Source organism: Virgibacillus sp. M23, assembly GCF_034190895.1.
Lineage (GTDB): Bacteria > Bacillota > Bacilli > Bacillales > Amphibacillaceae > Virgibacillus > Virgibacillus salarius.
Window position 1 is genome coordinate 1 of record NZ_JAWDHA010000002.1, and the last position, 26,317, is coordinate 26,317.

Genomic DNA, 26,317 nt, shown 5'->3' on the forward strand with positions numbered 1-26,317 from the left:
AAACCCCACGGAAAGGGAAGTGGGCAGCCGGAGTGGTGGTCAAGCAGTAGCTATTATTCCATAATAGCTACTAGAGGAAGCGTAAATCTGAGCATTTAGTGATAAGGACTGAGCGAATTTTGCTCAGGTTTTCTAATGAAAATGCTATCTACATTGATAAGCAAGTGGAAATGTAAACTAGGACCACTGTCAAGAGCATACGTTTAGATGGAACTACAAAAATACTAGCTTTTTAAGTACGTTTTTCCTTCTCTTTGCTCTACCTTGCCATTTTTCATTAATTTTCCTAAAGCTCGTTTGAAAGCAGCCTTACTAATATGAAAAGTTCCTCGTATATCATCTGGATCACTTTTATCACTGAAAGGTATAACTCCTCCATTAGCTTCTAGATGCTGTAAAATAGCTTCTGCATCTTCGTGCATACTTTCTTGCTTTAATGGGCGTAGAGATATGTTTAATGTACCATCTGGTTTAACTTCAATGACTCGGCCATTTACTTGCTGACCAAGACGAGGTTCTTTCCTTCTTTCACTGTGATGAATAAAACCACGATAAAAATCACCCGTGATTAGAGCAGATCCTTCTCTACTAGTACGATATACTGTTCCTTCAATCATTGTATTTAAGAGGGAATCAGGCGCTAATTCCAATTCTCTAGCAATAACCCCTTCGCTAGCAGGAAGAGCAAGCAATTTCCCTTTTTGATCCTTACCTAAGGTAACAAAAAGCCTATCTCCAATTTGTGGCCATACCTGATCAAATAAGGGAAGGTCATCTTTAGATACAAGAATATCTTTTGTTGTACCAATGTCTACAAATACGCCAAGATTTGGAATAACATTTTTGACCTCTGCCCAATCGTATATATCCATTTTTATATGTGGAAGCTTTGTTGTAGCTACAACCTTTCCTTTCTTGTCCATATAGATAAATACGTCCACTTCTTGATTGGGTTCTAATATGGTATTGGTTTCGTTGTGATGTAATAGAAATTCATTCATTTCAAAGGTTAATACATATCCTGTTTCAATGGTCCGATCTACTGTCATCGTTTGAATGGTACCAACTAATTGATTCATTATGTAACCTACTTTCATTTGTATGTATATTGGAAAAGGGGCACTCACTTTTAAGAGTACCCCTTTAATACTAAAGTAACACATAAGTTTTATTTTTATTTATCCCCAAAATAATCTTCGGGTGGGAAATTCTTTGATATCAGATGTTGTTTAGCTTATACTTAAGCATTTCTAAGAAATATGCAACATAACATAATAATGTTATTCACTTTGGAAATCGTCTAAATAGATTTCCGTGTAGAATTTCACGTTAACCGCGGTAAAACTTCCACTGGATGTTCTCTAACTTAAGCAACGTAAGCCCTACCTGCTCTTACGTCCTTGCGACCCCTTAGTCGCGCCAGTGTGAATAAGCATCTTCAAAAACATTGTAGAATGCCAGATCACTTATCTGTTACTCCATTTTGTTAACTCTATCATAATCTCATAAAATTATTGGGTTGTCAAGTAAGATGGAGTTGTAATGTTTGATAAGGGAATGAATGTTTCTAAAGGTTGTATGAAGGGTATTTAGCTAACACGTATAAAACGAAAGGATGAGAAGATGCTACGTATGCTTTTAATGATTATTGGAGCGATTGTTGTTATTGGTTGGATAATCTCATTATTCTAAATAAAATATGTTAATAAGTTAACTCGAAATACTTCCTTTTAAAATATATTAGGAGTGATTTCGAGTTTTTATATGGAAAAGGAGATGGCTAAATGGATATGCAATACTGCCAGTAAATGTCCGATTGGTTTAAGGGCCTTTAGGTCATACCCTTGTGGTACTAACAATCCGTGGGGGAAAAAATCACCCCCCACGGATTGAAGTTTCACTTTATCCCGCATATAACTGGCAGTAAGCTCCCACTTCAAGCAAGGAAGTGAACGCAATATGGAGAAGAGTGATCAACTGCCAGTAAATGTCCGATTGGTTTAACTAACAATCCGTGGGGGAAAAAATCACCCCCCACGGATTGAAGTTTCACTTTATATGGCTTGATACGTTGGAAGCATTCTTCACATCATAAAGAACAGATTGTTCTCTAAGTTTTAGGGGTGATAGCTCTAAGCTATTTGTTGAGAATTTGAATAAGGAGAGTCCCCAGTAAACTCATGCAAAAAAGTAAACTGCTAAGCTCCATTCTTTTCAGCTTAAGCAGTTTACTAGATATTAGTATATTCACATTTTATTTGATAGGGTACAGTTCAACTTGTGTTTTCCGTAACCTAATGTATTAAGCTAGTTATTCCAAGGGCAATTAATAAAAGTGGTGGAAGAAAAGTCATACGCTGTAATTGTCTGCTCTTCGCTAACCATATCCCTGCTTTTAATCCACAGAATAAAAATGTACCACTCATAATTGCAATTAAACCGGCTGTTAAAAATGCTCCATAACCTAACATAGAGGCACCAATTCCAGCACCAAATGCATCAAGTGCTAATGCAGAACCTAGCAGGATTGCCTCCATTGGAGAAATAACGCCAGAATGATCCAAATCAGCCTTACCAGGGGTAGATAGAACGGTCGATAAGATATTTTGATTTGTATCTGTCTCTTCCAGCTCTTTTCTGGGAACGATGCAATTAAATAATGCAAAGCTACCTAGTATAATTAGTATGCTTCCACCAAGCATACTAGCAATATTCGGGGAAAGAATGGAGGTCAACATATTTCCAATCGTCATGGATAGCAAAACGATAATTCCTGAACATAGCATGATAATAATTAACGCATTTAGTGGTACACGAATATTTCGCATGCCATAAGTTATCCCTACACCAAATCCATCTAAGCTAACTGCAATAACTAAAAAAATTAAACCAGTATAAAAAAGCATAGCACCAATTCCTTTATCTATTTCTAAGGTATTGTATGGTTATTTTATAATTGTTGTGCGTATCCAACTTTTTAAAGTGATGTAATAAAGGAGGCCCAAGAGTGTGACGATAAAAATGGGGAAGTCTAAAATTTTGATTAACTACTCCGATCTGAAACGCAGGTTGAAATATGATAAAATAATGGATAGGTCTTTTTAGAAAGGAATTTAAAGATGAGTAAAATAGTTGTATTAGCAGAAAAGCCTTCCGTAGGGCGAGATATTGCCCGCGTATTACATTGTCATAAAAAAGGCAATGGTTTTATAGAAGGTTCCAAATATATCGTAACGTGGGCTCTCGGCCACTTAGTTACATTAGCGGATCCAGAAGTGTATGATAATAAATACAAAACGTGGAAGCTTGAAGATTTGCCCATGTTACCTGTCCATCTAAAACTAGCTGTTATTAAGAAGACAGGAAAACAATTTCAAGCTGTAAAGGCACAGCTTCAGCGTAAAGATGTGAAGGAAATTGTCATTGCTACTGATGCTGGAAGAGAGGGAGAGCTTGTTGCCCGCTGGATATTGGAGAAAGCACGTGTTCAAAAACCACTAAAGCGTTTATGGATTTCTTCTGTAACGGATAAAGCAATCCGTGATGGATTCAATCGATTAAAATCAGGCAAAGAATTTGAGAATTTATATGCTTCAGCGGTCGCACGATCTGAAGCAGATTGGTATGTTGGATTAAATGCAACAAGAGCATTAACAACTAGATTTAATGCGCAATTATCAACGGGAAGAGTGCAAACCCCAACACTTGCAATGATTGCTGCACGAGAAGCTGAAATTAAATCATTTAAACCGAAGAAATTTTATGGCTTAGCTGCGAAAACGAAACGAGGCTTTTCGTTAACATGGCAAGACAAAAAGAATAATAAGCGTATCTTTTCAAAAAAAGCGGCTGAAGCTTTACAAAAAAAGGTGCAAAACAAGCCGTTAACAATTACACATATTGATAAGCAATATAAAAAGAAATCAGCTCCACAGCTTTATGATTTAACGGAACTACAGCGTGATGCAAATCGTATCTTTAATTTCTCAGGAAAACAGACTTTATCAATTATGCAGAAATTATATGAGCAGCATAAAGTCTTAACGTATCCAAGAACGGATTCTCGTGTACTTTCATCTGATATTATTTCGACTTTAAAGGACCGTGTTAAAGCTTGTGGTGTCGATCAATACGCTCGTACTGCGAATAAAATTCTTAGGAAAGATTTAAAGCTATCTAAGTCTGTCGTAGATAATGCAAAGGTATCCGACCACCATGCGATTATTCCAACTGAACAATCAGTAGTTCTTGAAGATTTAAATGATAAAGAACGGAAGATTTATGATTTGGTTGTAAAACGATTTTTAGCTGTTTTGTCTGACCCGTACGAATTTGAACAAACAACCGTGCTTGCTGAAACAGAAGGAGAACAGTTTACAGCAAACGGAAAAATTATCAAAAAACAAGGCTGGAAAGAAGTATACCATAACCGTTATGATGACGGAGAATCGGCGGATGATCAACAGTTACCTGCTTTAGAAAATGGCCAGACACTTACGGTTAGTACCTATACCATTACGGCAGGGGAAACGAAGCCACCAGAGCGTTTTACAGAGGGGTCCCTACTACAAGCAATGGAAAACCCAGTACGTTATTTAGGTACAACGAATAAAAAACATGCAAGCACTTTAAATAAAACAGGTGGCATTGGCACGGTAGCTACCAGAGCTGATATTATTGAAAAATTATTTAATAATATGTATATGGAAATGAAAGGGAAATATATATTTATCACTTCAACTGGTAAACAATTACTCGATTTAGTACCAGAGGAATTGCGTTCACCGGCATTAACGGCTGAATGGGAAGATAAACTAACACAAATTGCTGAGGGTAAATTGAATAAAAAGCAATTCATATCTGAGATTAAAGGATACACGAAACAGGTAGTTCAGGAAATTAAAACAAGTAAAGAAACATTCAAGCATGATAATATGACAGGAACAAAATGTCCAGAATGTGGAAAATTAATGCTGGAAATAACAAATAAAAAAGGTAGAATGCTTGTTTGCCAGGATCGTTCCTGTGGCCATAAAAAAAATATAGCAAAACAAACCAATGCACGTTGTCCAAATTGTCATAAGCGTCTCGAATTACGAGGTGAAGGTGACGGACAAATATTTATCTGTAAGTGTGGTCATCGTGAAAAACTGGCTACATTTAATGCACGAAAACAAAAAGAGAAGAAACATAACGTTTCCCGTAAAGAAGTTAATAAATATTTGAAAAAGCAAGAGGATGGTTTTAGTAATAATGCGCTTGCTGAACAACTTGCAAAGTTAAAAAATAAATAATCACCAAAAAGCGTGCCAGAATAGATCTGACACGTTTTTTGGTTTAATAACTTGTTTCTTCAACAACGTTATGGAATCTATCTAAGATCGTTACTTTACTTGGACTATTCTCCTGTGCCATTTCTACCGCCACTGCAATTGCTTCATCTTTTGCATCATATAACTCCTCAGGTGCTACATTTTCTAACTTCACAAACCATCCTGTTGCATCGACATTTGGTATTACGGTATATGATTTCATCTGTAAAAACTCCTTTCCTTTACTTAAAAAAATTTTATTACACATATAACAGGCAGTAATACCCCCATTTCAAGCAATAAAATAGGTGGGCTATCGACTACCAGTAAATGTCTATGGGTTCAAAGCCCTTTAGGTCATACCCTAGTGGTACGAACAATCACTGTGGGATAAATAAAACCTCCAACTGATCGAAGTTTAACTTTATTTATAATTATGTAATTCCCAGTTATTTTATAATTAAAACGAAATTGGCAATGAATACATATTTATAAATTTTCATAATATAATATACATTGTCGAATTTTTTTTGTATACTTCTGATATGCCGAATTTTATCGAAAAATGAAACAGAGGGGGCATGGGAATGACAAATGTTCTAAAAGAACAAATAAGAGAAATCCAAGATGATGTTATTAGAATACGACGTTATTTACACCAGAATCCTGAATTGAGTAATCATGAAGCGGCAACCTCCCGTTTTATTCAAGAGAAACTAACTGAATACGGCATAGCTTTTCAAACGGGTTATGCTAAACATGGCGTATTAGGAATTATTAAAGGAACACAACCTGGTAAAGTCGTAGCGCTACGTGCAGATATGGATGCTTTACCAATACAGGAGCTAAATGATCATCCTTTCACATCCAATTATGCAAATGTTATGCATGCGTGTGGTCATGACGCACATACGGCAATGCTGTTGGGAGCAGGTCATGTTCTTCAACAAATGCGTGAACAGTTAAAAGGAACAATTCTATTAGTTTTTCAACCTGCTGAAGAGGATTCACCTATTGGAGGATCTAAAGTAATGCTTGATGATGGAGTATTTGCTGAGTATACTCCAGATGTTATTTATGGACAGCATGTATGGCCAGACTTACCAGTCGGACAATTTGGTATTCGTGATAAAGAAATGATGGGTGCCTCGGATCGATTTGAAATTACACTAAGTGGTAAAGGTGGGCATGCGAGTATGCCACATCAAACAAATGATGTCATGGTAGCGGCTGGACATCTTATTACTAGCTTGCAAACAATTGTAAGCAGAAGCTTAGACCCATTAGAAGCATCTGTCGTGACAATTGGAACAATTCATGGTGGTGAAGCAGCAAACATTATTCCAAACCAAGTGACATTAGAAGGGTCGATTCGCACCTATTCACCAATAATTCGTAAACGATTAAAGGAACGTTTTTTTACCATTACGAATCAAGTAGCACAAGTTTTTGAGGCAAAAGCTGCTATCACTTATTTAGATGGATACCCGGCAACCATTAATACGCCAAAATGGGCTAATGTTGCCAGGCTAGCTGCACAGAAAATAAATGGAGAAACACCAAATGTAAGCCCTTCCTTAGCAGGCGAAGACTTTAGTAGATTTTTAGAGAATTATCCGGGGGCATTTATTTGGCTTGGTACCCAGATTGATATTCCTGAGGAACAGGCTCCACTACATGATGCGCATTTTAAGTTAAATGAACGAGCATTGCCAATCGGTACGTCACTTTTAGTGCAAGTTGCTATAGATACATTAGAAAAATTAGCAAAGGAAGAGAATGAATGATTGATTTCTTAAATAAATTAAACCCACAACTTATTGCTTGGCGCCGTGATTTTCACAACTACCCAGAATTGGGTTTTATGGAATATGTGACAACCTATAAATTAGGAAAGGAACTAAACAGGCTTGGCTTTATGGTTCATTTAGGTGAAGATGTGATGAAAAAGGAAGTGCGTTTGGGTCTACCTCCTAAAGAGCAAATGGATATGTATGAGGAAAGAGCAACAGACAATGGCGTTGATGAATACTGGCTTTCTACTATGCAAGGTGGGATGACGGGGGTCATTGCTACTTGGGATACGGGTAAATCAGGTGATCATATGGCTTTTCGCTTTGATATTGATGCTCTTCCAATTGAAGAAACGAATGAAAAAAAGCATTTTCCGGCTCAACATAACTTCGCATCAGCAAATAAGCAAGTGATGCATGCATGTGGCCATGATGGCCATATGACAATCGGGCTTGGGTTAGCCTCATTTATTTCTAGCTATCATGCACAACTTAGCGGAAAATTCACATTGATCTTTCAACCTGCTGAGGAAGGTGGCCGCGGTGCGAAAGCAATTACAGAAAATGGTTGGTTGGACGATGTAGATTATTTCTATTCGGGACATATCGGAATAGAGTCCTTGCCAATCGGTACCATTACAGCTACAGTGGATGGTTTTCTTGCTTCGTCAAAATTGAACATTAACTTTAAAGGGACAGCCTCTCACGCAGGAATGAAGCCAGAGCTTGGCAAAAACGCACTTTTAGCGGCAACAACTGCTGTAGCAAACCTGTACGCTATTCCTCGGCATAGCAATGGAATTACGAGAATTAATGTAGGGAAGATGGTTGCTGGTAGTGGTAGGAATATTATTCCTGACAGTGCTTATTTAGAAGTAGAGACACGGGGAGAGACAGAGGACATTAATCAATATGTACGCTCCGAGGCCATGCGAATCGTTGAGGCAGCAGCAATAATGCAGAATGTTACTTATGAAATAGAAGCGGTCGGTCAAACAGAAGAAATCAATTGTAGTAAGTCACTTGCTTCTGCCATTATTAATGCTTGTAACAATAGTAGCTACGTAAAGAAAGTAATTCCTGTAGCGAAGGTGGCTGGATCTGAAGATGCGAGTTTTATGATTAATCGAGTTCAGGCAAGTGGTGGTAAAGCAACATATATGTTATTTGGAACAGCTTTAGACCATCCTCATCATCATCAAGCCTTTGATTTCCAAGAAGAAGTGTTAATAGTTGCCGTAGAAGCTTTGGCAAATATTGTTTTAAAAGGCAACGACTAAATACGTGTAAACGTACAAGAGAAAGGACGAAGTGTATGGCAGTAAAGGAAAAAAATTCAATAGCTACTCAATTATTAAATGGAATTGAACGGGTTGGCAATAAATTACCTGATCCCTTTATGCTTTTTATTAGTTTAGCTGGAATTATAATTTTATTATCCTGGATCATTTCATTATTTGACATTACCTATACACAGCCAGTTGATGGACAAGAGGTTGCTATTAAAAGCTTAATTTCTAAAGAAGGTCTTGAATTTATTCTAACCTCTATGCTAGATAATTTTGTGGGATTTGCTCCTTTAGGGCTCGTGTTAGCAATGATGCTAGGGATTGGTTTAGCAGATAAAGTTGGACTATTGGAAATTGGCATAAAAAGTACTATTTTGAAGGCACCAACTTCATTAGTAACATATGCAGTGATTTTTACAGGGATTTTAGGGAATATTGCTTCAGATGCAGCTTTTGTTATTGTACCGCCATTAGCTGCGATGGTGTTTTATAATATTGGTCGCCATCCTTTAGCTGGATTAGCTGCAGGTTTTGCAGGTGTTGGTTCTGGTTTTACAGCAAATTTTATGATTAATGGTACAGATGTATTGCTCTCTGGTATTTCAACAGAAGTAATGAAGACACTCGATGAAAATGTGATTGTAACGCCAGTAGATAATTGGTATTTTATGATTGTATCCGTAGTGGTTCTTTCTATAGTAGGTGCTCTCGTTACAGAGAAAATTGTAGAGCCACGTCTAGGTAAGTATGAGGGAAATGTAAAGAAAGAATTTGAAGCGGTGAAACCGATTGAGATAAAAGCACTAAAAAATGCGGTAATCGCAAGTAGTGTATATATTGCTCTAATATTAATTGTATTATTTATACCAAATTCTCCTCTACGTAGTGCGGAGGGGAAAATTGTACCTTCGCCATTTCTAGATGGAATTGTTCCACTAATTTTAATATTATTTATTATTGCTGGTATTACATACGGGGTTACTATTAAAAAGATTACTAGTTCTCGTGATGTAGGTAAATATATGGGAGAAGCTATGAAAGATATGTCTGGCTTCATTGTCCTTATTTTTGCTGCTTCTCAATTTATTGCATATTTTGATTGGTCCAATATCGGTTCATGGATCGCAGTAAGCGGAGCAAATTTCCTGGAATCTATTGGATTTACAGGTATAGCAGTTGTAATTGGATTTGTGCTATTAACAGCTGTGCTAAATCTATTCATTTTTAGTGGATCAGCACAATGGACATTGGAAGCACCAATCTTTTTAAAAATGTTTTATTATTTAGATTATCATCCCGCCTTTATCCAAGTTGCATATCGTATTGCTGATTCCTCTACAAATGTCATTACGCCAATGAATCCCTATATAATTATTGTTTTATCATTCATGCGGGATTATGATAAAAAGGCTGGAATTGGTACACTAATTGCATTAATGTTACCATACAGTATCTGCTTCTTACTTACATGGATCATTTTATTATTACTTTTTGTATTCCTCGGCATCCCATTTGGTCCAGGGATAGGTGTTTACTTGTAAATATAGTTGCTGATAAAAAATTTTCCAAGCTGTTTACTTGCAATGCGTATCACCTGTATCATTAAATAAGAAGTGGAAGCTTGTTTAAGGATATAAGGGAGGTTATAATAGATGGCATTTGTAATTCTAGATCCATGCCGAGGCGAAAAGTCAGGTGAATGTGTTAGCGTTTGCCCAGTTGATTGCATCGAAGAAGGTCCAGATCAATTTTATATTGATCCAGATATATGTATCGATTGTGGTGCATGTAAAGCTGTATGTCCAGTTGATGCAATAGAAGAGGAATATGACATATCGCCAGAACAAGAAGTCTTTCTGGAAAAAGCAGAAGAATTTTTTGCTAATAGATAGATTCGTACTTAAGAACGTGGTTGCTGTCTCTCAAGGGTATTTAGATACAAGTGTAAAGCGCTGTGGTTAAAACGGCAAAAGCCGAACGGAATGGAATTGCTCTCAGAAGTTAGATTTTTTTCACTCTAACTTCCGAGGGAGTACCATTTGAATCCGTTCGGCTTTAATTAAAATATCCTATTGCCAGTTATATGCGGGATAAAAGCTGGACTAATCTTCGATTTTCACCGCTAATTTACTTGCGATCCAGCGTTTTGCTGTCTCATCATCAACTTCATATATTTTTCCTGCACGTAATAAGTCACCATGGTATGCTGTTTGTACATTCATTTTTACTTTCATGTATAAATTACTCCTTTTTCACATCCTATACTCAGTATACCATGAACAAATCATTTAAATTAACGCAATTGACTTATGAAATGTTTCATCACGAAGCCCATCCTCATATATGTCGATAGACTTTGCTAGAGATACACATTTACCTATTCCTAATTTTCTTTATTGCCTCGGCAATATTTGTTGTTGGACGTTGGCAGGAAAAGTTTTCACAAATATAAATCGTAGTTTCTTGGTTGATCTGGTTGTAGACGCTCGCAAAGTCGGCAATATTATTTGCCTGTTCACTCGTTCCCAGAGAGAGAACCGATACATCAGGTAAGAACATTTGCTGAAGCTGTTCGATGAAAGCTTGTTTTTTTGGATCGTCAGCTAACCCAATAATAACGACTTCTTTTGTTGGATGATCAAATAGCTGAACGGACTGTAGAAAGAATGGACTAGCAGAAGGTTGTGCATCGATATCCTCATAAAATGTATAGTGCATTTCTTCAGCATGATCAAGGAAATTTGTTTCCCCCGTTAAATATCCAATACGAATAAGCATAACAGCTGCAACACTATTACCAGAAGGTATCGCACCATCATATACTTCTTTATCTTTAGTGATTAATTTTTCGCTATCTTTACCAGTAAAGTACAAACCGCCGTTGTCATTATCCCAAAACAGTTCCAGCATTTGTTCTGCCAGTTGTTTGCTTTTATGCAAAAATGTAAGATCAAACGTGGCTTCATATAACTCTACATAGCCCCATAGTAAAAAGGCATAGTCATCAATATAACCTGGATACTTTGTTTCCCCAGCTCGATAACGTGCCATGAGCCGTTCATTGTGAAATAGATGATTCTCAATAAAACGTACTGCTCTTATTGCAGCGTTAATGTATTTTTGATTTTGAAAAATTTTACCAGCTTTGGCAAGACCGGCAATCATTAATCCATTCCAGCTAGTCAAAACTTTATCATCGACGTGAGGATAGGTTCGCTTTTGTCTTTCTGCAAAAAGCTTTTGTCTTGCTTCTTCTAATTTTTCCTCTAGCACTTTTTTAGGGAGATCCAGTTCGTTGGCTACTTGGTCAAAATGACCTTGAATAAGATTGGGAATATTTTTTCCTGCAAAATTACCATTTGGCGAAATGTCATAGATTCTTGTATAAATCTCCCCAAGGTCTTCATCTAAAATATTCATCACTTCTTGATAGCTCCATACATAATATTTCCCTTCAACCCCTTCTGAATCTGCATCAATAGCAGAATAAAATGCGCCTTTCTCATCCGTCATTTCTCTGAGAATAAAGGTAATGATTTCTTCACCAATTTTTTTATAAAAGGGACGTTGTGTAATTTGATAGCATTCCGCATATGCAATTAACAAAAGTGCATTATCATAGAGCATTTTTTCAAAATGAGGTACAAGCCATGCCTTATCTGTTGCATATCTCGAAAATCCAAAGCCAATGTGGTCATAAATTCCACCAGCAGCCATGCTTTGTAAGGAGCTTTCAGCAATCTTTAAAGCTGCCGTGTTTTTCGTTAAGTAAGCATGTCTCATTAAGAATATTAGGTTGTGTGGCATAGGAAATTTAGGTGCTTTACCAAATCCACCATACTCGAAGTCAAAGCTCTTACCTAATTGATGGTAAGCCTGATTAAGCTGCTCCTTAGAAATTCGATTATTTCCTTTAGAAGGATGACTCTTTTGGAGGGCTTGTTGTACACTTTTGGTAACTTCGATTATATGCTTTGGATCTTCTGTGAACTTTCGAGAAAGCTGTTGTAAGACATTGACAAATCCTGGAACTTCATATTTCTTGTGCTTTGGAAAATACGTACCAGCATAAAAAGGAATTTTGTCAGGAGTCATAAAAATGGATAATGGCCATCCCCCATGTCCAGTCATCATTTGGCAAACCTTCATATAAATGGAATCAATATCTGGTCGTTCCTCTCTGTCTACCTTTATAGCGATATAACGATCATTAAGTATTGATGCCACTTCCGCATCCTCAAAGGATTCGTGTGCCATAACATGACACCAGTGACAAGTACTATAACCAATGGAAAGAAATATTGGTTTATTTTGCTCTTTGGCTGCTGTAAAGGCTTCTTCAGTCCATGCATACCAATGAACTGGGTTGTCAGCATGCTGTAATAAATATGGAGATTTTTCATCCATTAATCGATTGGGCATTAAAACACATCCTTCCTATTCACACTATACACGAAAAATCATTTTTCCAAACAAGAATAGCATGGTGAAAGGAAATTTTTTTCCTGCATATAACTGGGCACTTCAAGCAAAAGTGAAATTAATATGGATAAGTGGGGATCAACTGCCAGTAAATGTCCGATTGGTTCAAAGGTCTTTAAGTCATACCCTTGTGGTACTAACCATCAGTGAGGAATAAACAGAACCCCCACGGATTGGATTGAAGTTTCACTTTATTTATGACATGGGACAACATGATGTATACATATGCTTGTTAACAGAGGCTTAAATAGTTATAAAAAGAAAAGAGGTGTTTTTCTTGTTTTATCATGTGAAAGAATTACAATATCATGCTAAACCTGATCGTCCAGATCCTGTTTTTGCGAAAAAATTACAAGAAATATTAGGAGGACAATTTGGCGAGATTTCTGTCATGATGCAATATCTTTTTCAAGGATGGAATACAAGAGGTAATGGAAAGTATAAAGATTTATTGATGGATACAGGGACTGAAGAAATTGCCCATGTTGAAATGATTGCAACGATGATTGCAAGGTTGTTAGATGGTGCACCTGATGTAGAGGTGGAAGATGCTATAAAGGACCCAGTCATCGCAGCGATCATTGGGGGGTCCAACCCTCAGCAAGCAATAGTTTCGGGATTAGGCGCTATGCCAGTGGATAGTGTTGGAAATCGTTGGACGGCTAGCTACATTGCTGCAAGTGGGAATTTGCTCGCAGATTTTAGAGCAAATTTAAATGCAGAATCACAAGGTCGTCTTCAAGTAGCACGTCTCTATGAAATGACGAATGATGCCGGTGTTCGTGACATGCTTTCTTGGCTACTGGCTCGTGATACGATGCATCAGAATCAATGGTATGCAGCCATATGTGAATTAGAAGAAAAAGAAAACATCGTCGTACCGAGTACATTCCCAAGAGAATTAGAAAAGCAACAGGTCTCTTATACGTTGTTCAATCTGTCACAAGGTGATGCAAGTGCGGAGGGGCGTTGGGCATCTGGTCCAAGTATGGATGGTTATGGCACATTTAATTATGTTGATCGTCCAATTGCCTTTGGTTCTGTCCCACATTTAGATCCTGCTCCACCGTATATATATGACACTCCACTTTGGGCGCTTCGCCATTCAGATGATCCTCCAGAACCAAATTTGAAATAAATTATATCCCTTGCAACGTATGAGGGATTAGCTAGGCTAATATTTTATTTTAAGTTAAGAAAGTATAAAATCAGTGCAATGACTGCGTTAAGCCAAGTAGTTATTTTGAAATGTTTGATGGATATTGGCAATGCTCCGACGAATTACTTCGCTTTCCGCGGGCGCGGCCTCAACTAACTTTGCAAAGAAGAACACGTTGCAAAGTGGATTTTCGGCTCGCGCTAATCCCGCAGGAGTCTACGTAATTAGTCTCCGCTATGAGAAGGTGCAACAATTCTTGTCATAAGTAATAGGTTGACTTTTTTTCCAATGGGTAAAGTGAAAATCGTTATCCGTGATTATAAAAGCAGCTGTGTTACTTCATGCTAGCGTTGTAGAGCCTGATAATAACGAAGGCCAGCCACTTCAACTCCTGTGGGAAATGTTTGACCTGAAGATCCACTTTTTTGAGCGGGTTTTGCTAAAAAAGTTAGCTGAAGGGCAAACCCCACGGAAAGGGAATTGGGCAGCCGGAGTGGTGGTCAAGCAGTAGCTATTATTCCATAATAGCTACTAGAGGGAGCGTAAATCTGAGCATTTAGTGATAAGGACTGAGCGAATTTCGCTCCGTTTTTCTTTTCTAGCAAACCTTTTAGTAGTTAAAGACATTATCAGGGTATTTTCTTGATCAATATGGTCTATTCAACATATAATTGGCAGTACAATAAGACCCTCACTTCAAGTAATAAAGTGAGATCAATATTGGTAAGTGGTGGGATAAACAAAATTCCCAACTGATTGAAGTCGCTTTATAAGGCTAACGTAGGAATAGGATACAAAAAAAGAATGCTACGGTATCCAATTAATCGCCAAAGCTGATCAGTGCCATGTCTTATTATGTCACGAAAGACTTTGATGAGTGAACAATGATTAAGTAAGATAATAGCAGAGTCTATCATTTCTATATTTAAAATAGAATAATCTTTTTATTAATATTGGAATATCATCGCCCAGTAAAGAAAAACACGTAGCTTTATTCAAGATTTCTTTTACCTCTCACTATAACTCTAAATGGAAAATAGTGAGCAAAATCATCTGTCGATGACTGATATGCTCCCCTTAAGGTAGACAGGTAAAAAATAAAATCCATTTTTATTATTTCCACTGTCTACTTGACAGGGAGCAGTTCAGACTTTACCAACTAATCTTCTTATGTTTATAACAGCTAATATTATTCATTCACACCGTAGCTAATTAAATTCGTAAATATTCTATAACCGCCTGGGACTTGGTTATCTATTTGTCGATAAAATACAAGATTTGTATACAAATAAGTCCCTTTGCCATATTCCGCCATTAAAATGCCGCTCGTAAATGGATCTTCATTTGGATCAGACATGCTAACAAAGGTTTCAAAGTTGCTGTCCCAGCTCATCGGGAAGTATAATCCTCTTTCCTGCACCCAGTTTTGCCAATCATTTTCTGTAATTGTATTAGGGTAATTAAATAACTTGTGCTCAGGCTTCAATATGTTCACAACAGCATTTTCATCCGTTACACGCCATTCGATAGATGGACTTCCGATTTTTAATTGGTAAGGTGCGCTATTTTGAGTGTCCCAGTTATCGCCCGGTTTGTGATATTGGACAACGAGGTGACCGCCATCTTCAACATATTGAAGCAAACGTTGATTATTGGTCACTAAGTCTGTTCGAGATAAATTCGCTCTTATACCTGTAATAATGGTATCAAATTGTGAAAGATCTCCGGATGATAGATCTTCTTCTTTTAACGTTGTAACATCAAATCCAGTCTCTATTAAATAATCGGCTACTTTATCAAAACCACTTTCAATATAGCCGATTTTTAAGTTGTCTGGTTTTAATAATTTAAAAGCTTCCGCGTTAATCATTGAAGGATATTGGTAATAGGAATCTTTTATATGATCATATTGAATTTCTTGTACCGCTGTTTGATAGGTTTTTCCACTTGAATTAACTTTTGCCTCAATAGATAGACTGCCTTCTTCTATTTTAGAAGGGGGAATTAGATTGAATGTCACCTCTTTTTCATCATATCGTTCTTCGAATGAAATGTTGCTCTGCTTTGGTTCACTATTCCATCCCTTAGGAAGATTTAATGAGACGCTACCTTTTCTTTTTCCAGAGCTATAATTTTTAACAGTGATCGTAACAGGTATTTTGTCTTGAACGTCAGCTGTATTTACCACTATATTTGTTGGATTCGTAGTGACACTAAGTTCTGGTAAAATGGCCAACGTTTCTGGAAGCTCTTCGATAGCTGTAGCTTTCGTACCTTTTCCATTCATTGAAACCTTTGTTTTGATAATAGGTTCCTCATAAGGTTGAAAATACCCTGCGTTTTTTGGTACTTCATAGTCAAAAATAATAGTTTTTGATTCATTTGGTTTTAATGACTTTATCTGCTTTGAATTTACGTTTACCCAATCTTTAGGTAGAAGTAGATCAGCATTTATTTTTTTGAGTGTTTTCTTTCCTTTGTTTGTAAGTTCCATTGTAATAGATGATTGCTCACCCTGTGTAACGATAGATGATGCTGCACGGGTTTTAATTTGTAAGTTTGAAGCTGTAAAAATAACTTTTTGTAACTGTTCCTTTTTAAGTTCGAGTTTATGAAGCAGATCACGCTTCATTGATGTATCAAATTCTGTACGTTTTGTTTTATTTATGATTCGTTCAACAGTTTTCAGTAATTGCTGTGACTTTACGAAAATGGATTCTCTGTTTGGATATTCTTGAATAATCGAATCTAAGTCGTTTTGTAATTTTTTTAAATGATTGCTTATATTCTTTTTAGATATTCGTTTTGCCCAATCATTAAAGTCATATGCTATCCCATCAAATAGTTCGGTATTGTTATCTTCTACAGATTTGATTAACTCTAAATGTATTTGCCGTGGTTCCGCTGGAATATCGTTTCCCATACCTTGGCTCTTGTGCATATATCGAGACGCTTCTCCTAATTGTGGATACGTCATTTCATATATAGGATCATAATCACCAATTTCAATGGAAGTAGATGCTGTATCTTTTGACGCAGCAGGTAGATACATTTTTTTAATCTGCCAAGTAGATAAACCATTTTCTAGTTGTTCTGGGTAAACATTAGGGTTTGCTGCATCTTCAAATGCTCTTTCAGTTAGAAGACTTATTGCTCGATGGTGTCCATGTTGACTATCAACATTTCGAAAAGAAGGCATAACAATATCTGGCTGTTGGGTTCGAATAAATCGAATGAGTCTTTCATAGGTTACATTCTCTCCCCATTTGTCTAGCGTTTCTTCTGGTGATTTAGAAAATCCAAAATCATAAATAGTGTCAGAAGTGGTCCTGCTTAAATGAAAAGCTTTTACATCAGTAATTTTTGCAGATTCGATCATTTCATTAGAGCGAATGATTCCAAGCGCATTGCCAAGTTCATCACCTATTTCGTTTTGTCCCCCTTCTCCACGGTTAGCAATTAAACTTGTCGTTTTAACACCTAAACCCCTAGATAAATAGGCGAGAAAATCACTTCGTTCATCGTCGGGGTGAGCACCTGTATTTAAAAAAGTAACGGTCGTGCTCAAAGGATGAACAACATTCCAAAGTTCTTTATCGTGCTGTTTATCTGTTTCTTTTGCACTCCCATTGATAGATGTTAGGCTGAATACTAATAGCAAAACAAGTAAATTAGCAATAATTCTTCTCATGTATGAAACCCCTTTCAAAAAATGGATTAAAACACACTGCCCTCCTTTAAAATAATGTAGGTTAGTAAATTTTACTAACTAACCTGATGTAAACTACAACAACAAGATAACATAATTTGAATTAATGTAAATATTCCAAAATATCTATTTATTTAAAATGAGTAGGGAAATAGTTGCAAAATTTTATTTTTCCCACATATAAATGGCAGTAAGACCTCAACTCAAGCAATAAAGTAAAAACTAATGTTGGAAAGTGTAGGATCAACTGCCAGTAAATGTCCGATTGGTTCAAAGGCCTTTAGGTCATACCCTTGTGGTACTAACAATCAGTGTAGGTTTAATATCCCCAACTGATTGAAGTTTTACTTTATATGAATTTTTTAATTATTTTATCTTTACAATGATAAGGCTTTCATTTATAATAATTAAAGTTGTTAGATTAGTAAGTAAACTTTACTAACTAAAATGCAAGGAATATCAGTATAAGGAGCTTATATAATGCACAAAGGTAATCCATCCTATATGAAGCAGATGAATCGAAGGCTAATAATCAATTACATTAAAGAAAATGAAACGGTAAGCCGTGCAACAATTTCAAAGCAACTCTCGTTAAGTAAACCGACAGTTTCTGCTGTAGTGGATCAGCTTTTAAAAGAGGGCTGGATTTTGGAAACTGGTAGTGGAGAAGCTTCTTCGAGTGGAGGAAGAAAACCAGTTAATTTAAAGTTTAATCCTCATAAAGCTTATATTATCGGAGTTGATATTGGTGGTACAAAGGTAGCGATAGGCATTACAGATTTAAATGGATCTATGATTTCCTTTAGCGAGTTTCCTACCCAAGTTTATTTAGAAAAAAATTTATTTGAGCAGATAAAAAAGCATGTGGAGGAACAAAAAGAGAAATTAAATATTGATAACTCAAAGATACTTGGTATGGGTGTAGGTATACCAGGAGTAGTACATGTAGAAAAAGGAATAGTAAAGGAAGCTCCTGCTTTAAGGTGGATTAATTTCCCTATAAAAAAGGAGTTAAACAGCAAATTTAATTTCCCCATTTATATTGATAATGACGTTAATATTAGTGTGTTAGGGGAACATTGGAAGGGTATTGGAAGTACTCGTTCAAATCTTATCTACATAGCAATCGGTACAGGGATCGGTAGTGGATTAATTATAAATAATCAATTATATCGAGGTAGTAATTATAGTGCTGGAGAGATTGGTTATATGGTTACTGATAAGGAACATGCGCAGCAATATTATCCAGTTTATGAAGGTTATGGATATTTAGAAAGCGTTTCCAGTGGTTCTTCTATAGGGAGTCAATTATCGAAAAAATTAAAGAAGACATTAACAGCAAAAGAAGCTTTTAAACTGTATGAAAAAAATAATAAACAAGCAGTAGAAATAATTGAAACTGCAATAGAAAATCTTGGGATTGGTATAGCGAATTATATCTCTTTATTTGATCCAGAAATGATTGTTTTAGGAGGTGGTGTAAGTGAATCGTATTCATTAATAATTAATAAGATGCAGCCTATTATTGATCGGTTCACACCTGAAAAATGTGATGTTGTAAAATCAATTCTTGGAAAAGAAGCAGGGGTTGTTGGGGCAGTTGCATTGTTTTTAAAGGAGCATGACAGCATGTTAACAATTAAGGGAGAGGGGTAATTTTAGTGCGTCTATTAAAACGAGGTTATTTATTTTTTTTAGTAGTAATAGTGATAGGTATCCTTTCTGGATGTCTTGCTGGTGGCTCTGAAGAGTCAGGAGGAAAGTCCAAAAACGAATCTGGTAGTGACCTAGAAGAAAAGGTAGTTGTTTATTCTCCTCATGGAAAAGATATATTAAGTGAATTTGAAGCACAGTTTGAAGAGGAATACGGAATTGAAATGGAATTCTTAGATATGGGATCACAGGAAATTCTGGATCGAGTAAGGTCTGAAAAGAATAATACCCAAGCAGATGTCTGGTGGGGAGCACCACAGGTGAATTTTGATCAGGCTAAGGATGAGGGATTACTTGCTGAGTATAAGCCTTCTTATGCAGATGTCTTGGATGAAATGTATCATGATGAAGACTGGACTTGGTCCGGAACCTCCATTACACCAGAAGTTATCTTATATAATTCGAAAGAAATCTCCGCAGAGGAAGCACCTAAAGATTGGGACGATTTACTTGATCCTAAATGGGAGGATGAACTCATTATTCGTTATCCATTAGCTTCTGGTACGATGCGGACAATTTACTCATCGATGATATACAGAACGTATAAAGATACGGAAAGCCCTGATGAAGGTTATGAATGGCTACGTAAGTTAGATGAAAATACAAAAGAATACTCCGCAAATCCGGAGATTATGTACAATCAGGTAGCTAAGGGCGTTGGGAATTTGTCGGTCTGGAATATGCCCGATACTGTTATGCTTGCTGAAGAGAAAGGCTACCCGTTTGACTATGTTATTCCAGAAAGCGGTACACCAGTTCTGACAGAGGGGATAGCAATCATAAAAGATGCACCGCATCCTAAAGCGGCTGAAGCATTTTACGAATTTGTGAATACAAAGGAAGCTGCTAAACTGCTTGCTGAGACATATTACAGAATTCCGACAAGAGAAGATGTAGAAGATTTACCGGAATGGATTACTGAAACGGAGATTAATCCGATGGAAATTGACTGGTCACTGTTTCAGGAAAAACAAAGTGAATGGATGGAGTATTGGGACAACAATATCAAAAATGCAGAAAAAGATTTAAGCGAAGAATGATTGGAATAATGTCAAAGGGGGTTGTTGTGCATGTCAACAGTGAATTTATCTGCAATTACAAAGCAATTCGGTGATGTTACAGCAGTAGAAGAGTTGGACATCCTAATTAAGGAAGGGGAATTTTTTACATTTCTTGGTCCTAGTGGCTGTGGAAAGACAACAACGTTACGAATGATAGCGGGGTTCTATTATCCAACGAAAGGAAAAGTAACATTTAATGATAAAGATATGACTACTGTCCCCCCTGAAAAAAGAAATACAGGCATGGTTTTTCAAAACTATGCCTTGTTTCCCCATATGACAGTTTTTGAGAATGTTGCCTTTGGATTAAAGGTCAGAAAAATAACTAAATCTCAGACTAAAAAGCGTGTGGAGGACATACTCAAAAAAGTTAGACTTGATCAGTATATGGATCGGCAAGTAAGTCAACTGAGTGGGGGACAGCAGCAGCGTGTTGCATTGGCACGAGCTTTAGTCATCGAACCTGACATTCTTTTACTGGATGAACCATTAAGTAATCTAGATGCTAGATTACGAGATGAAATGAGAAATGAAATCCTACGTCTGCAAAGGGATTATGGCATAACAACAATCTATGTTACCCATGATCAGGCAGAAGCATTAACGATGAGTGATAGAATTGCAGTTTTTAACATGGGAAAATGTCAACAAGTAGGAACCCCTACAGAGATTTATAATCAGCCAGTTAATGATTTTGTAGCGGAGTTTATTGGTGAAACGAATTTAATACCTATAGCTTTTAAAGAGGAAAAAAATAATGAGAAAATTTATCACTGTGAACAATTGGATGCAGACATTCAAGTTCAGGCAACAGAGGTAAACATAGCCGAATACAACCGTAATGATCAGCTTTTAATGTCGATTCGTCCCGAATCCGTACAGATAGATAAAGCGTCACTAACAGGGGAAAACGTATTTAAAGGTGAAGTAATACTTGTACAATTTACAGGTGCCTCTGTACACACTTATATTAAGCTAAGTAGCGATGCAATTATTCGGGCAACGGATTTAAATGAAGGTCCAAGTACATATCTAACCAATGGATCAAAGGTAAATGTAAAGCTTCCCGCCGATCAAATAAGAGTGATCCCAAAGGCTAGGATGTGATGAAATGCTAAACGCTGAAAAAAGGAAAACATTACTTTTATTAATACCGGTTATTTTAGTTTTAATTGGGTATGTCCTCTATCCTTCAATTGAGACACTACTTGAAAGTTTTAAGAAAAATGGTGTTTTCTCATTAGAAAACTATTCGGATTTTTTTGGAGAAAAATCTGCTGCAAATTTTGAAGCATTATGGAATTCTGTCTACATTTCACTTTTATCTGTACTTTTAAGTGCATTAATAGGAATCCCCTTGGCTTATATATTTAATAGGTATGATTTTCCTGGACGCCAATTTTTCTCTAATATTGCAATAATGCCAATAGTACTTCCTTCTCTTGTTGGGGTAATGGCATTTATGTATTTATATGGAGAAGCAGGACTTGTTCCAAATGCTATTAAAGATGTACTAAATCTATCAGAGGTTCCATTTAGCATTGGCGGAATAACTGGAATCTTGATCGTACACGCTTATACGATGTATCCATACTTTTATATGACGACATCGTCAGCGTTAAACAATATCGATCCTTCTTTGGAGGAAGCCGCGTATAATCTTGGTTCAAATAAGTTTAAAGTTTTTTGGAAAGTTACATTTCCATTGTTAACACCAGGTTTAGTAGCAGCTTCATTATTGGTATTTATGGTTTCAATGGCGTCATTCAGTGCCCCATTTCTTCTGGCAGGCGGCTTTCGAGTTCTAAGCTTGCAAATATACTTTTCTAAAATCAATGGGGACCTCGAAATGGCTGCTACTCAATCGGTTATTTTGTCAGTTGTCTCCATATCATTCTTGCTATTTATGCGCTGGTATCAAGATAGGAAAGACTATCGAATGGCTAGTAAAGGGATAGGAGCTCACCGAAGTGAAGTAAGTAACCATATATTAAAATGGTGCATGGTAAGTTTAGGGATTCTGGCAATGATCGTTTTACTGTTGCCACATGCTACTTTACTTATTTTATCGCTCGTGCCAGAGGGAGCTTGGACATGGCAAACGTACCCAACAGCATTCAGTTTAGAAAATTTCATCCTGTTATTTGAGGATCCAAATATATGGGATCCAGTTAGAAACAGTATGGTGATGTCTCTTTTGGCATGCTTAGGTGTATTCGTATTTGGAATCATAACTTCATATGCATTGGTTAAACGTAAATTTATTGGAAAGAATCTTTTGGATATATTAGTTATGATTCCATGGGCATTACCCGCTACAGTTGTGGGGATGAATTTAATTCTTGCATTTAACGAACCTTCAGCTTTTTCATTTGGAAAAATTTTAGTTGGCACGTTTTGGATCTTACCATTAGCTTATTTTGTACGATTTATTCCATTGGTTGTTCGATCAACAACTGCTGTTTTAGAACAAATGGATGACTCTATAGAAGAAGCTGCTCAAAATCTTGGAGCCAAATGGTTCTATACATTTAGACGTGTTGTCATACCTATTATTATGCCAGGCGTACTTAGTGGTACATTGTTGGCTTTTGTACAGGCAGTTGGAGAATTTCCTACTTCAGTCCTGTTATATACACTAGATAATCGACCAATTTCAATAGAAATTATGAATCAATTAAGGATGTTCAATATAGGACAGGCATCTGCCTACGGAATGATTCAGGTTGGACTAATTGCAATCGTGATGTTTATTTCATATAAATTTCTCGGTGTGAAAACAGAGAATACATTGTAAATTTACTGAAATATAGAGGTGTATGAATATGGATTTTGTAAAGCAATTTGAAATGGATGAAGGTGTTGGCTTCCCCGGAAAAACATATATAACAGAATTACTAAAGCCTGTTTTTGATGACCAAAAAAAATATTTATTTCATGCTATGTTTATGATCCATAAAGCTCACACAATTATGCTAAAAGAACAGGGGATCATTAGCGAAAATGACGCTGATCGTATACTAGATGGAATAGCAAAAGTGGAGTCGATCAATAAGGATGAAATAGAATATTCGATTCTTTACGAAGATTTATTTTTTCTAGTTGAATCAAAAATTGGAGAGATAGTTGGAGAGGAATTGGCTGGTAAAATGCATATCGCAAAAAGTAGAAACGATATGGGAGAGGCGATGTATCGTATTGTCATTAGAGATTATATTAATCAGTCAATCGAGGCAGCAAAAAAATTAGCGGAAGCATTATTATATCAAGCAGAGTTACATGTAAATTCAATTATGCCTGCACACACACATACGCAACCTGCCCAGCCCACTACTTTTGGGCATTATTTACTGGCGATATACGATAATCTTCAAAGAGATATTAAAAGATTAGAACAAGCATATCGAACAGTTAATCAGTCTCCGATGGGAGCAGCGGCTATAACGACCACTGGTTTTCCAATTAATCGAGAACGGGTGATGGAGCTTCTGCACTTTGATGGATTAATTGAGAACTCTTATGATGCCATTGGTACAGGCGATTATTTAATGGAGTCGGCACAAGCTTTAATTAGTCTAATGACGAATTGTGGTAGGTGGATTCAAGAGTTTTTAAGAATGGCATCTAAAGAGGTAGGATTGCTAAAAGTGTCAGATGCATATGTGCAGATAAGCAGTATTATGCCTCAAAAAAGAAATCCAGTTTCGTTGGAACATTCACGTGCAATTGCTAGTAGTGCGGCTGGAGAGGGGATGACTGTTATTCATATGATTCACAATACGCCTTATGGAGATATTAATGATACGGAGGATGATTTGCAACCTCATCTATATCTAGGCTATCAAAAAGCTTTACGAGTTCTTAAATTAATGCGAGCGGTTATCGTAACAATGGATTTTGACCAAGAAAAGGCGATTCAACAGGCTAAGAATCATATGATCACTATAACAGAATTAGCCGATGTATTAGCTCGTGACTATCAAATTCCTTTTCGGAGAGCGCATCAGAAAGCGAGTAAGATAGCAAAAAAAGCGTTGAACCTTGATAAAGAATTGTACGAAATCCCCGTCGATCAAGTGAATGATTGGCTTGAAGATGTAACACTTACTAACGAGGCTTGGGACATGATTGTTGATCCTATTTGTTTTGTGGAAAGAAGGAGCATTACAGGGGGACCAAGTCCGAATGTGGTTACAGAAATGATCGCTAGAAGGAAAAATAAAAGCGGATAAGCGAAGAAGAAAATGAGGAAGAAAAAAACGAACAATTGAAAATGATGATTCGTGTGACGAAGCTGCTCTGGATGTATACTCCCTTTCCGTGGACGGGCTGGTGAGCCTCATGGTGCTTACCCACAATAGGGGCTCACTGATGCCTTTTCACCAAAGCTTCGGAAAAGCCCTATTCTTTTTCATAGTCTGGGAAATAAAGGGAATAGTACGAGAATACGTGTTTTATTTAATGTATTCAACCACAGACGGTGCTGGTTCTTTTTCAGTGTAAGCTATCCAGTATTTTATCTCTCTCGTGTAACTTTCTGTTTGTTGATGGTAATAGGTTACTGATTTAACTGGCACATCAAACACATTTACTTGCTTCACCTCAGGATCATCAGGTTTTATAAGATATACATATCTCGAATCTTCATATTGCAAAATGGTAGCGTCACCAGATCCAGCAATCCACTTTAACGTACCATTATTATTTTTTATTATAGCTAAATCCAATCCTCCATTGAAATTGACAGTAACACTGTAAATATAATCATCAATTATATCAAGGTCAATTATTTCTTCATATTTAAATTCATTTTCATCCATTAAATTCTCTAGTTGTTCTTGAAAGGAGGAGTTTTCTTGGCTTTTGTTCTTCTTCGCTGTTTCTGCCTCCTCTTGTTCATTAGAACACCCCACTAAAAACATGAACAGACATAAAATAAAGAATAATTTTCTCAATTTAAATCGCCTCCTGTATTTAATAACGTATAAAAAAAGAAAACGTTTCAGTAATAATTTTTAGTAAGATTATACATACTTTAAAACTGATGAAGGCGTCTAATTTGATTTTTATCCCGCATATAACTGGCAGTAAGCCCCACTTCAAGCAATAAGGTGAAGGCCAATATGGAAAAGAGTGGGGTCGACTGCCAGTAAATGTCCGATTGGTTCACCTAACAATCAGTGGGTTGATAAACCCTCCCCACTGATTGAAGTTTCACTTGATATTCTTACTTCTGCAGGTTTTTCTATAAATATTAAATCTCATTCATTTTCTGTTCATTCCTTTTTGATTATTTTCGTCATCAATATGTTTGGATGCACATGGAGAAAGTCGTAGAAGCTGGAAAACCTCGAAAAAAACCAATTTCTAATAGTAACTGTGATATGGAATGGCAACAAGAACTATGTAAAAGGTTGATTTAATGGAACAAGAATTTAATTCAATATATTTTTAGTTTTTCCTTCAAATGTAATGAATTACTTAAAAGTATAAAAAAAACGATTCCTGATAATCTCAAGAATCGCATTATATCCATATTTATATCTGATGCTGGTGAGAGGATTCGAACCTCCGACCCCTTCATTACGAGTGAAGTGCACTACCAGCTGTGCTACACCAGCAAATTCATAATGAATATGATACTACCATTTCTATTTTTCTTCAAGTCTCTTGCTTATCCTATGTTTTTTCCTTTAACCAGAAAAAACTTTACTGGACTTACCTATCGATAAGAACTATAAAACATGTAAAGGAATAGAGTGATGTTTACGATTAATAATCTGATTAATGATTTTTAAC

At 36.5% G+C, this 26,317-nt stretch carries 19 protein-coding genes and 1 tRNA gene; 12 read left to right on the top strand and 8 right to left on the bottom strand.

The features are described from left to right. Nucleotides 1–224 precede the first annotated feature (224 nt). Together RVS70_RS00965 and ytaF are read right to left on the bottom strand one after the other, a co-directional pair. The gene (locus tag RVS70_RS00965) at nucleotides 225–1,079 is read right to left on the bottom strand and encodes a S1 RNA-binding domain-containing protein (protein WP_026679594.1); all 855 of its coding nucleotides are present in this window, start codon (nucleotides 1,077–1,079) and stop codon (nucleotides 225–227) included. Nucleotides 1,080–2,294: 1,215 nt separating this feature from the next. Next, entirely contained in the window at nucleotides 2,295–2,906 is a 612-nt protein-coding gene (ytaF, locus tag RVS70_RS00970) for a sporulation membrane protein YtaF (RefSeq protein WP_026680418.1), read from the bottom strand. A 213-nt stretch (nucleotides 2,907–3,119) separates the two neighbouring features. Here ytaF and RVS70_RS00975 point away from each other — a divergent pair, with 213 nt between their 5' ends. Beyond that, nucleotides 3,120–5,294, top strand: a complete 2,175-nt coding sequence (locus RVS70_RS00975; RefSeq protein ID WP_321132396.1) for a DNA topoisomerase III — start codon at nucleotides 3,120–3,122, stop codon at nucleotides 5,292–5,294. Nucleotides 5,295–5,337: 43 nt separating this feature from the next. Here RVS70_RS00975 and RVS70_RS00980 read toward each other — a convergent pair whose 3' ends face one another. Further along, entirely contained in the window at nucleotides 5,338–5,535 is a 198-nt protein-coding gene (locus tag RVS70_RS00980; RefSeq protein WP_121605729.1) for a DUF2188 domain-containing protein, read from the bottom strand. A 364-nt stretch (nucleotides 5,536–5,899) separates the two neighbouring features. Between RVS70_RS00980 and RVS70_RS00985 the strand changes: the two genes are divergently transcribed. The 4 genes from RVS70_RS00985 (at nucleotide 5,900) to RVS70_RS01000 (ending at nucleotide 10,286) form a co-directional block, all read left to right on the top strand. Continuing rightward, the gene (locus RVS70_RS00985; protein WP_026680415.1) at nucleotides 5,900–7,099 is read left to right on the top strand and encodes a M20 metallopeptidase family protein; all 1,200 of its coding nucleotides are present in this window, start codon (nucleotides 5,900–5,902) and stop codon (nucleotides 7,097–7,099) included. After that, complete coding sequence (locus RVS70_RS00990) at nucleotides 7,096–8,385, top strand: amidohydrolase (RefSeq protein WP_321132397.1); 1,290 nt, start codon at nucleotides 7,096–7,098, stop codon at nucleotides 8,383–8,385. Before RVS70_RS00985 ends, RVS70_RS00990 begins: the two co-directional genes overlap by 4 nt. Nucleotides 8,386–8,420: 35 nt before the next feature. After that, on the top strand, nucleotides 8,421–9,935 hold the full coding sequence (locus RVS70_RS00995; protein WP_121605728.1) for an AbgT family transporter: 1,515 nt from the start codon (nucleotides 8,421–8,423) through the stop codon (nucleotides 9,933–9,935). A 111-nt stretch (nucleotides 9,936–10,046) separates the two neighbouring features. Next, nucleotides 10,047–10,286 carry an indolepyruvate ferredoxin oxidoreductase subunit alpha gene (locus tag RVS70_RS01000; protein ID WP_026680412.1) on the top strand — a complete coding sequence of 80 codons (240 nt, stop codon included), beginning with the start codon at nucleotides 10,047–10,049 and terminating at the stop codon, nucleotides 10,284–10,286. 210 nt (nucleotides 10,287–10,496) lie between these two features. Here RVS70_RS01000 and RVS70_RS01005 read toward each other — a convergent pair whose 3' ends face one another. Together RVS70_RS01005 and RVS70_RS01010 are read right to left on the bottom strand one after the other, a co-directional pair. Continuing rightward, nucleotides 10,497–10,628: a hypothetical protein gene (locus tag RVS70_RS01005; protein WP_255637716.1), complete on the bottom strand. Its 132-nt coding sequence runs from the start codon at nucleotides 10,626–10,628 to the stop codon at nucleotides 10,497–10,499. Between the two features lie 139 nt (nucleotides 10,629–10,767). Continuing rightward, nucleotides 10,768–12,816, bottom strand: a complete 2,049-nt coding sequence (locus RVS70_RS01010; protein ID WP_321132398.1) for a thioredoxin domain-containing protein — start codon at nucleotides 12,814–12,816, stop codon at nucleotides 10,768–10,770. 337 nt (nucleotides 12,817–13,153) lie between these two features. Here RVS70_RS01010 and RVS70_RS01015 point away from each other — a divergent pair, with 337 nt between their 5' ends. Together RVS70_RS01015 and RVS70_RS01020 are read left to right on the top strand one after the other, a co-directional pair. Then, entirely contained in the window at nucleotides 13,154–14,014 is an 861-nt protein-coding gene (locus RVS70_RS01015) for a manganese catalase family protein (protein ID WP_121605726.1), read from the top strand. 334 nt (nucleotides 14,015–14,348) lie between these two features. Beyond that, the gene (locus tag RVS70_RS01020) at nucleotides 14,349–14,546 is read left to right on the top strand and encodes a hypothetical protein (protein ID WP_321132399.1); all 198 of its coding nucleotides are present in this window, start codon (nucleotides 14,349–14,351) and stop codon (nucleotides 14,544–14,546) included. Between the two features lie 678 nt (nucleotides 14,547–15,224). Here RVS70_RS01020 and RVS70_RS01025 read toward each other — a convergent pair. Further along, on the bottom strand, nucleotides 15,225–17,726 hold the full coding sequence (locus RVS70_RS01025) for a PIG-L family deacetylase (protein ID WP_205388842.1): 2,502 nt from the start codon (nucleotides 17,724–17,726) through the stop codon (nucleotides 15,225–15,227). Between the two features lie 498 nt (nucleotides 17,727–18,224). Here RVS70_RS01025 and RVS70_RS01030 point away from each other — a divergent pair, with 498 nt between their 5' ends. The 5 genes from RVS70_RS01030 to argH are packed head-to-tail and all read left to right on the top strand — an operon-like array spanning nucleotide 18,225 to nucleotide 24,750. Then, nucleotides 18,225–19,400: an ROK family transcriptional regulator gene (locus tag RVS70_RS01030; protein WP_026680407.1), complete on the top strand. Its 1,176-nt coding sequence runs from the start codon at nucleotides 18,225–18,227 to the stop codon at nucleotides 19,398–19,400. Nucleotides 19,401–19,405: 5 nt separating this feature from the next. Next, nucleotides 19,406–20,497: an extracellular solute-binding protein gene (locus tag RVS70_RS01035; protein ID WP_321132400.1), complete on the top strand. Its 1,092-nt coding sequence runs from the start codon at nucleotides 19,406–19,408 to the stop codon at nucleotides 20,495–20,497. Nucleotides 20,498–20,527: 30 nt separating this feature from the next. Then, nucleotides 20,528–21,625: an ABC transporter ATP-binding protein gene (locus RVS70_RS01040; protein WP_026680405.1), complete on the top strand. Its 1,098-nt coding sequence runs from the start codon at nucleotides 20,528–20,530 to the stop codon at nucleotides 21,623–21,625. Between the two features lie 4 nt (nucleotides 21,626–21,629). Then, a complete protein-coding gene (locus tag RVS70_RS01045) occupies nucleotides 21,630–23,315 on the top strand; it encodes an ABC transporter permease (protein ID WP_026680404.1) in 1,686 nt (561 codons plus the stop codon). A gap of 28 nt (nucleotides 23,316–23,343) precedes the next feature. Next, on the top strand, nucleotides 23,344–24,750 hold the full coding sequence (gene argH, locus RVS70_RS01050) for an argininosuccinate lyase (RefSeq protein WP_321132401.1): 1,407 nt from the start codon (nucleotides 23,344–23,346) through the stop codon (nucleotides 24,748–24,750). A 222-nt stretch (nucleotides 24,751–24,972) separates the two neighbouring features. Here the strand turns inward: argH and RVS70_RS01055 are convergent, their stop codons facing one another. Both RVS70_RS01055 and RVS70_RS01060 read right to left on the bottom strand, forming a co-directional pair. After that, nucleotides 24,973–25,473 carry a hypothetical protein gene (locus RVS70_RS01055; protein WP_205388839.1) on the bottom strand — a complete coding sequence of 167 codons (501 nt, stop codon included), beginning with the start codon at nucleotides 25,471–25,473 and terminating at the stop codon, nucleotides 24,973–24,975. A 593-nt stretch (nucleotides 25,474–26,066) separates the two neighbouring features. Then, nucleotides 26,067–26,139, bottom strand: a tRNA-Thr gene (locus RVS70_RS01060). Nucleotides 26,140–26,317: the final 178 nt, after the last annotated feature.

Bases quoted from the DNA above. Each gene is read 5' to 3' on its own strand.
- RVS70_RS00965 (WP_026679594.1), bottom strand. From the start codon at position 1,079: ATGAATCAATTAGTTGGTACCATTCAAACGATGACAGTAGATCGGACC.
- ytaF (WP_026680418.1), bottom strand. From the start codon at position 2,906: ATGCTTTTTTATACTGGTTTAATTTTTTTAGTTATTGCAGTTAGCTTA.
- RVS70_RS00975 (WP_321132396.1), top strand. From the start codon at position 3,120: ATGAGTAAAATAGTTGTATTAGCAGAAAAGCCTTCCGTAGGGCGAGAT.
- RVS70_RS00980 (WP_121605729.1), bottom strand. From the start codon at position 5,535: ATGAAATCATATACCGTAATACCAAATGTCGATGCAACAGGATGGTTT.
- RVS70_RS00985 (WP_026680415.1), top strand. From the start codon at position 5,900: ATGACAAATGTTCTAAAAGAACAAATAAGAGAAATCCAAGATGATGTT.
- RVS70_RS00990 (WP_321132397.1), top strand. From the start codon at position 7,096: ATGATTGATTTCTTAAATAAATTAAACCCACAACTTATTGCTTGGCGC.
- RVS70_RS00995 (WP_121605728.1), top strand. From the start codon at position 8,421: ATGGCAGTAAAGGAAAAAAATTCAATAGCTACTCAATTATTAAATGGA.
- RVS70_RS01000 (WP_026680412.1), top strand. From the start codon at position 10,047: ATGGCATTTGTAATTCTAGATCCATGCCGAGGCGAAAAGTCAGGTGAA.
- RVS70_RS01005 (WP_255637716.1), bottom strand. From the start codon at position 10,628: ATGAAAGTAAAAATGAATGTACAAACAGCATACCATGGTGACTTATTA.
- RVS70_RS01010 (WP_321132398.1), bottom strand. From the start codon at position 12,816: ATGCCCAATCGATTAATGGATGAAAAATCTCCATATTTATTACAGCAT.
- RVS70_RS01025 (WP_205388842.1), bottom strand. From the start codon at position 17,726: ATGAGAAGAATTATTGCTAATTTACTTGTTTTGCTATTAGTATTCAGC.
- RVS70_RS01030 (WP_026680407.1), top strand. From the start codon at position 18,225: ATGCACAAAGGTAATCCATCCTATATGAAGCAGATGAATCGAAGGCTA.
- RVS70_RS01040 (WP_026680405.1), top strand. From the start codon at position 20,528: ATGTCAACAGTGAATTTATCTGCAATTACAAAGCAATTCGGTGATGTT.
- RVS70_RS01045 (WP_026680404.1), top strand. From the start codon at position 21,630: ATGCTAAACGCTGAAAAAAGGAAAACATTACTTTTATTAATACCGGTT.
- argH (WP_321132401.1), top strand. From the start codon at position 23,344: ATGGATTTTGTAAAGCAATTTGAAATGGATGAAGGTGTTGGCTTCCCC.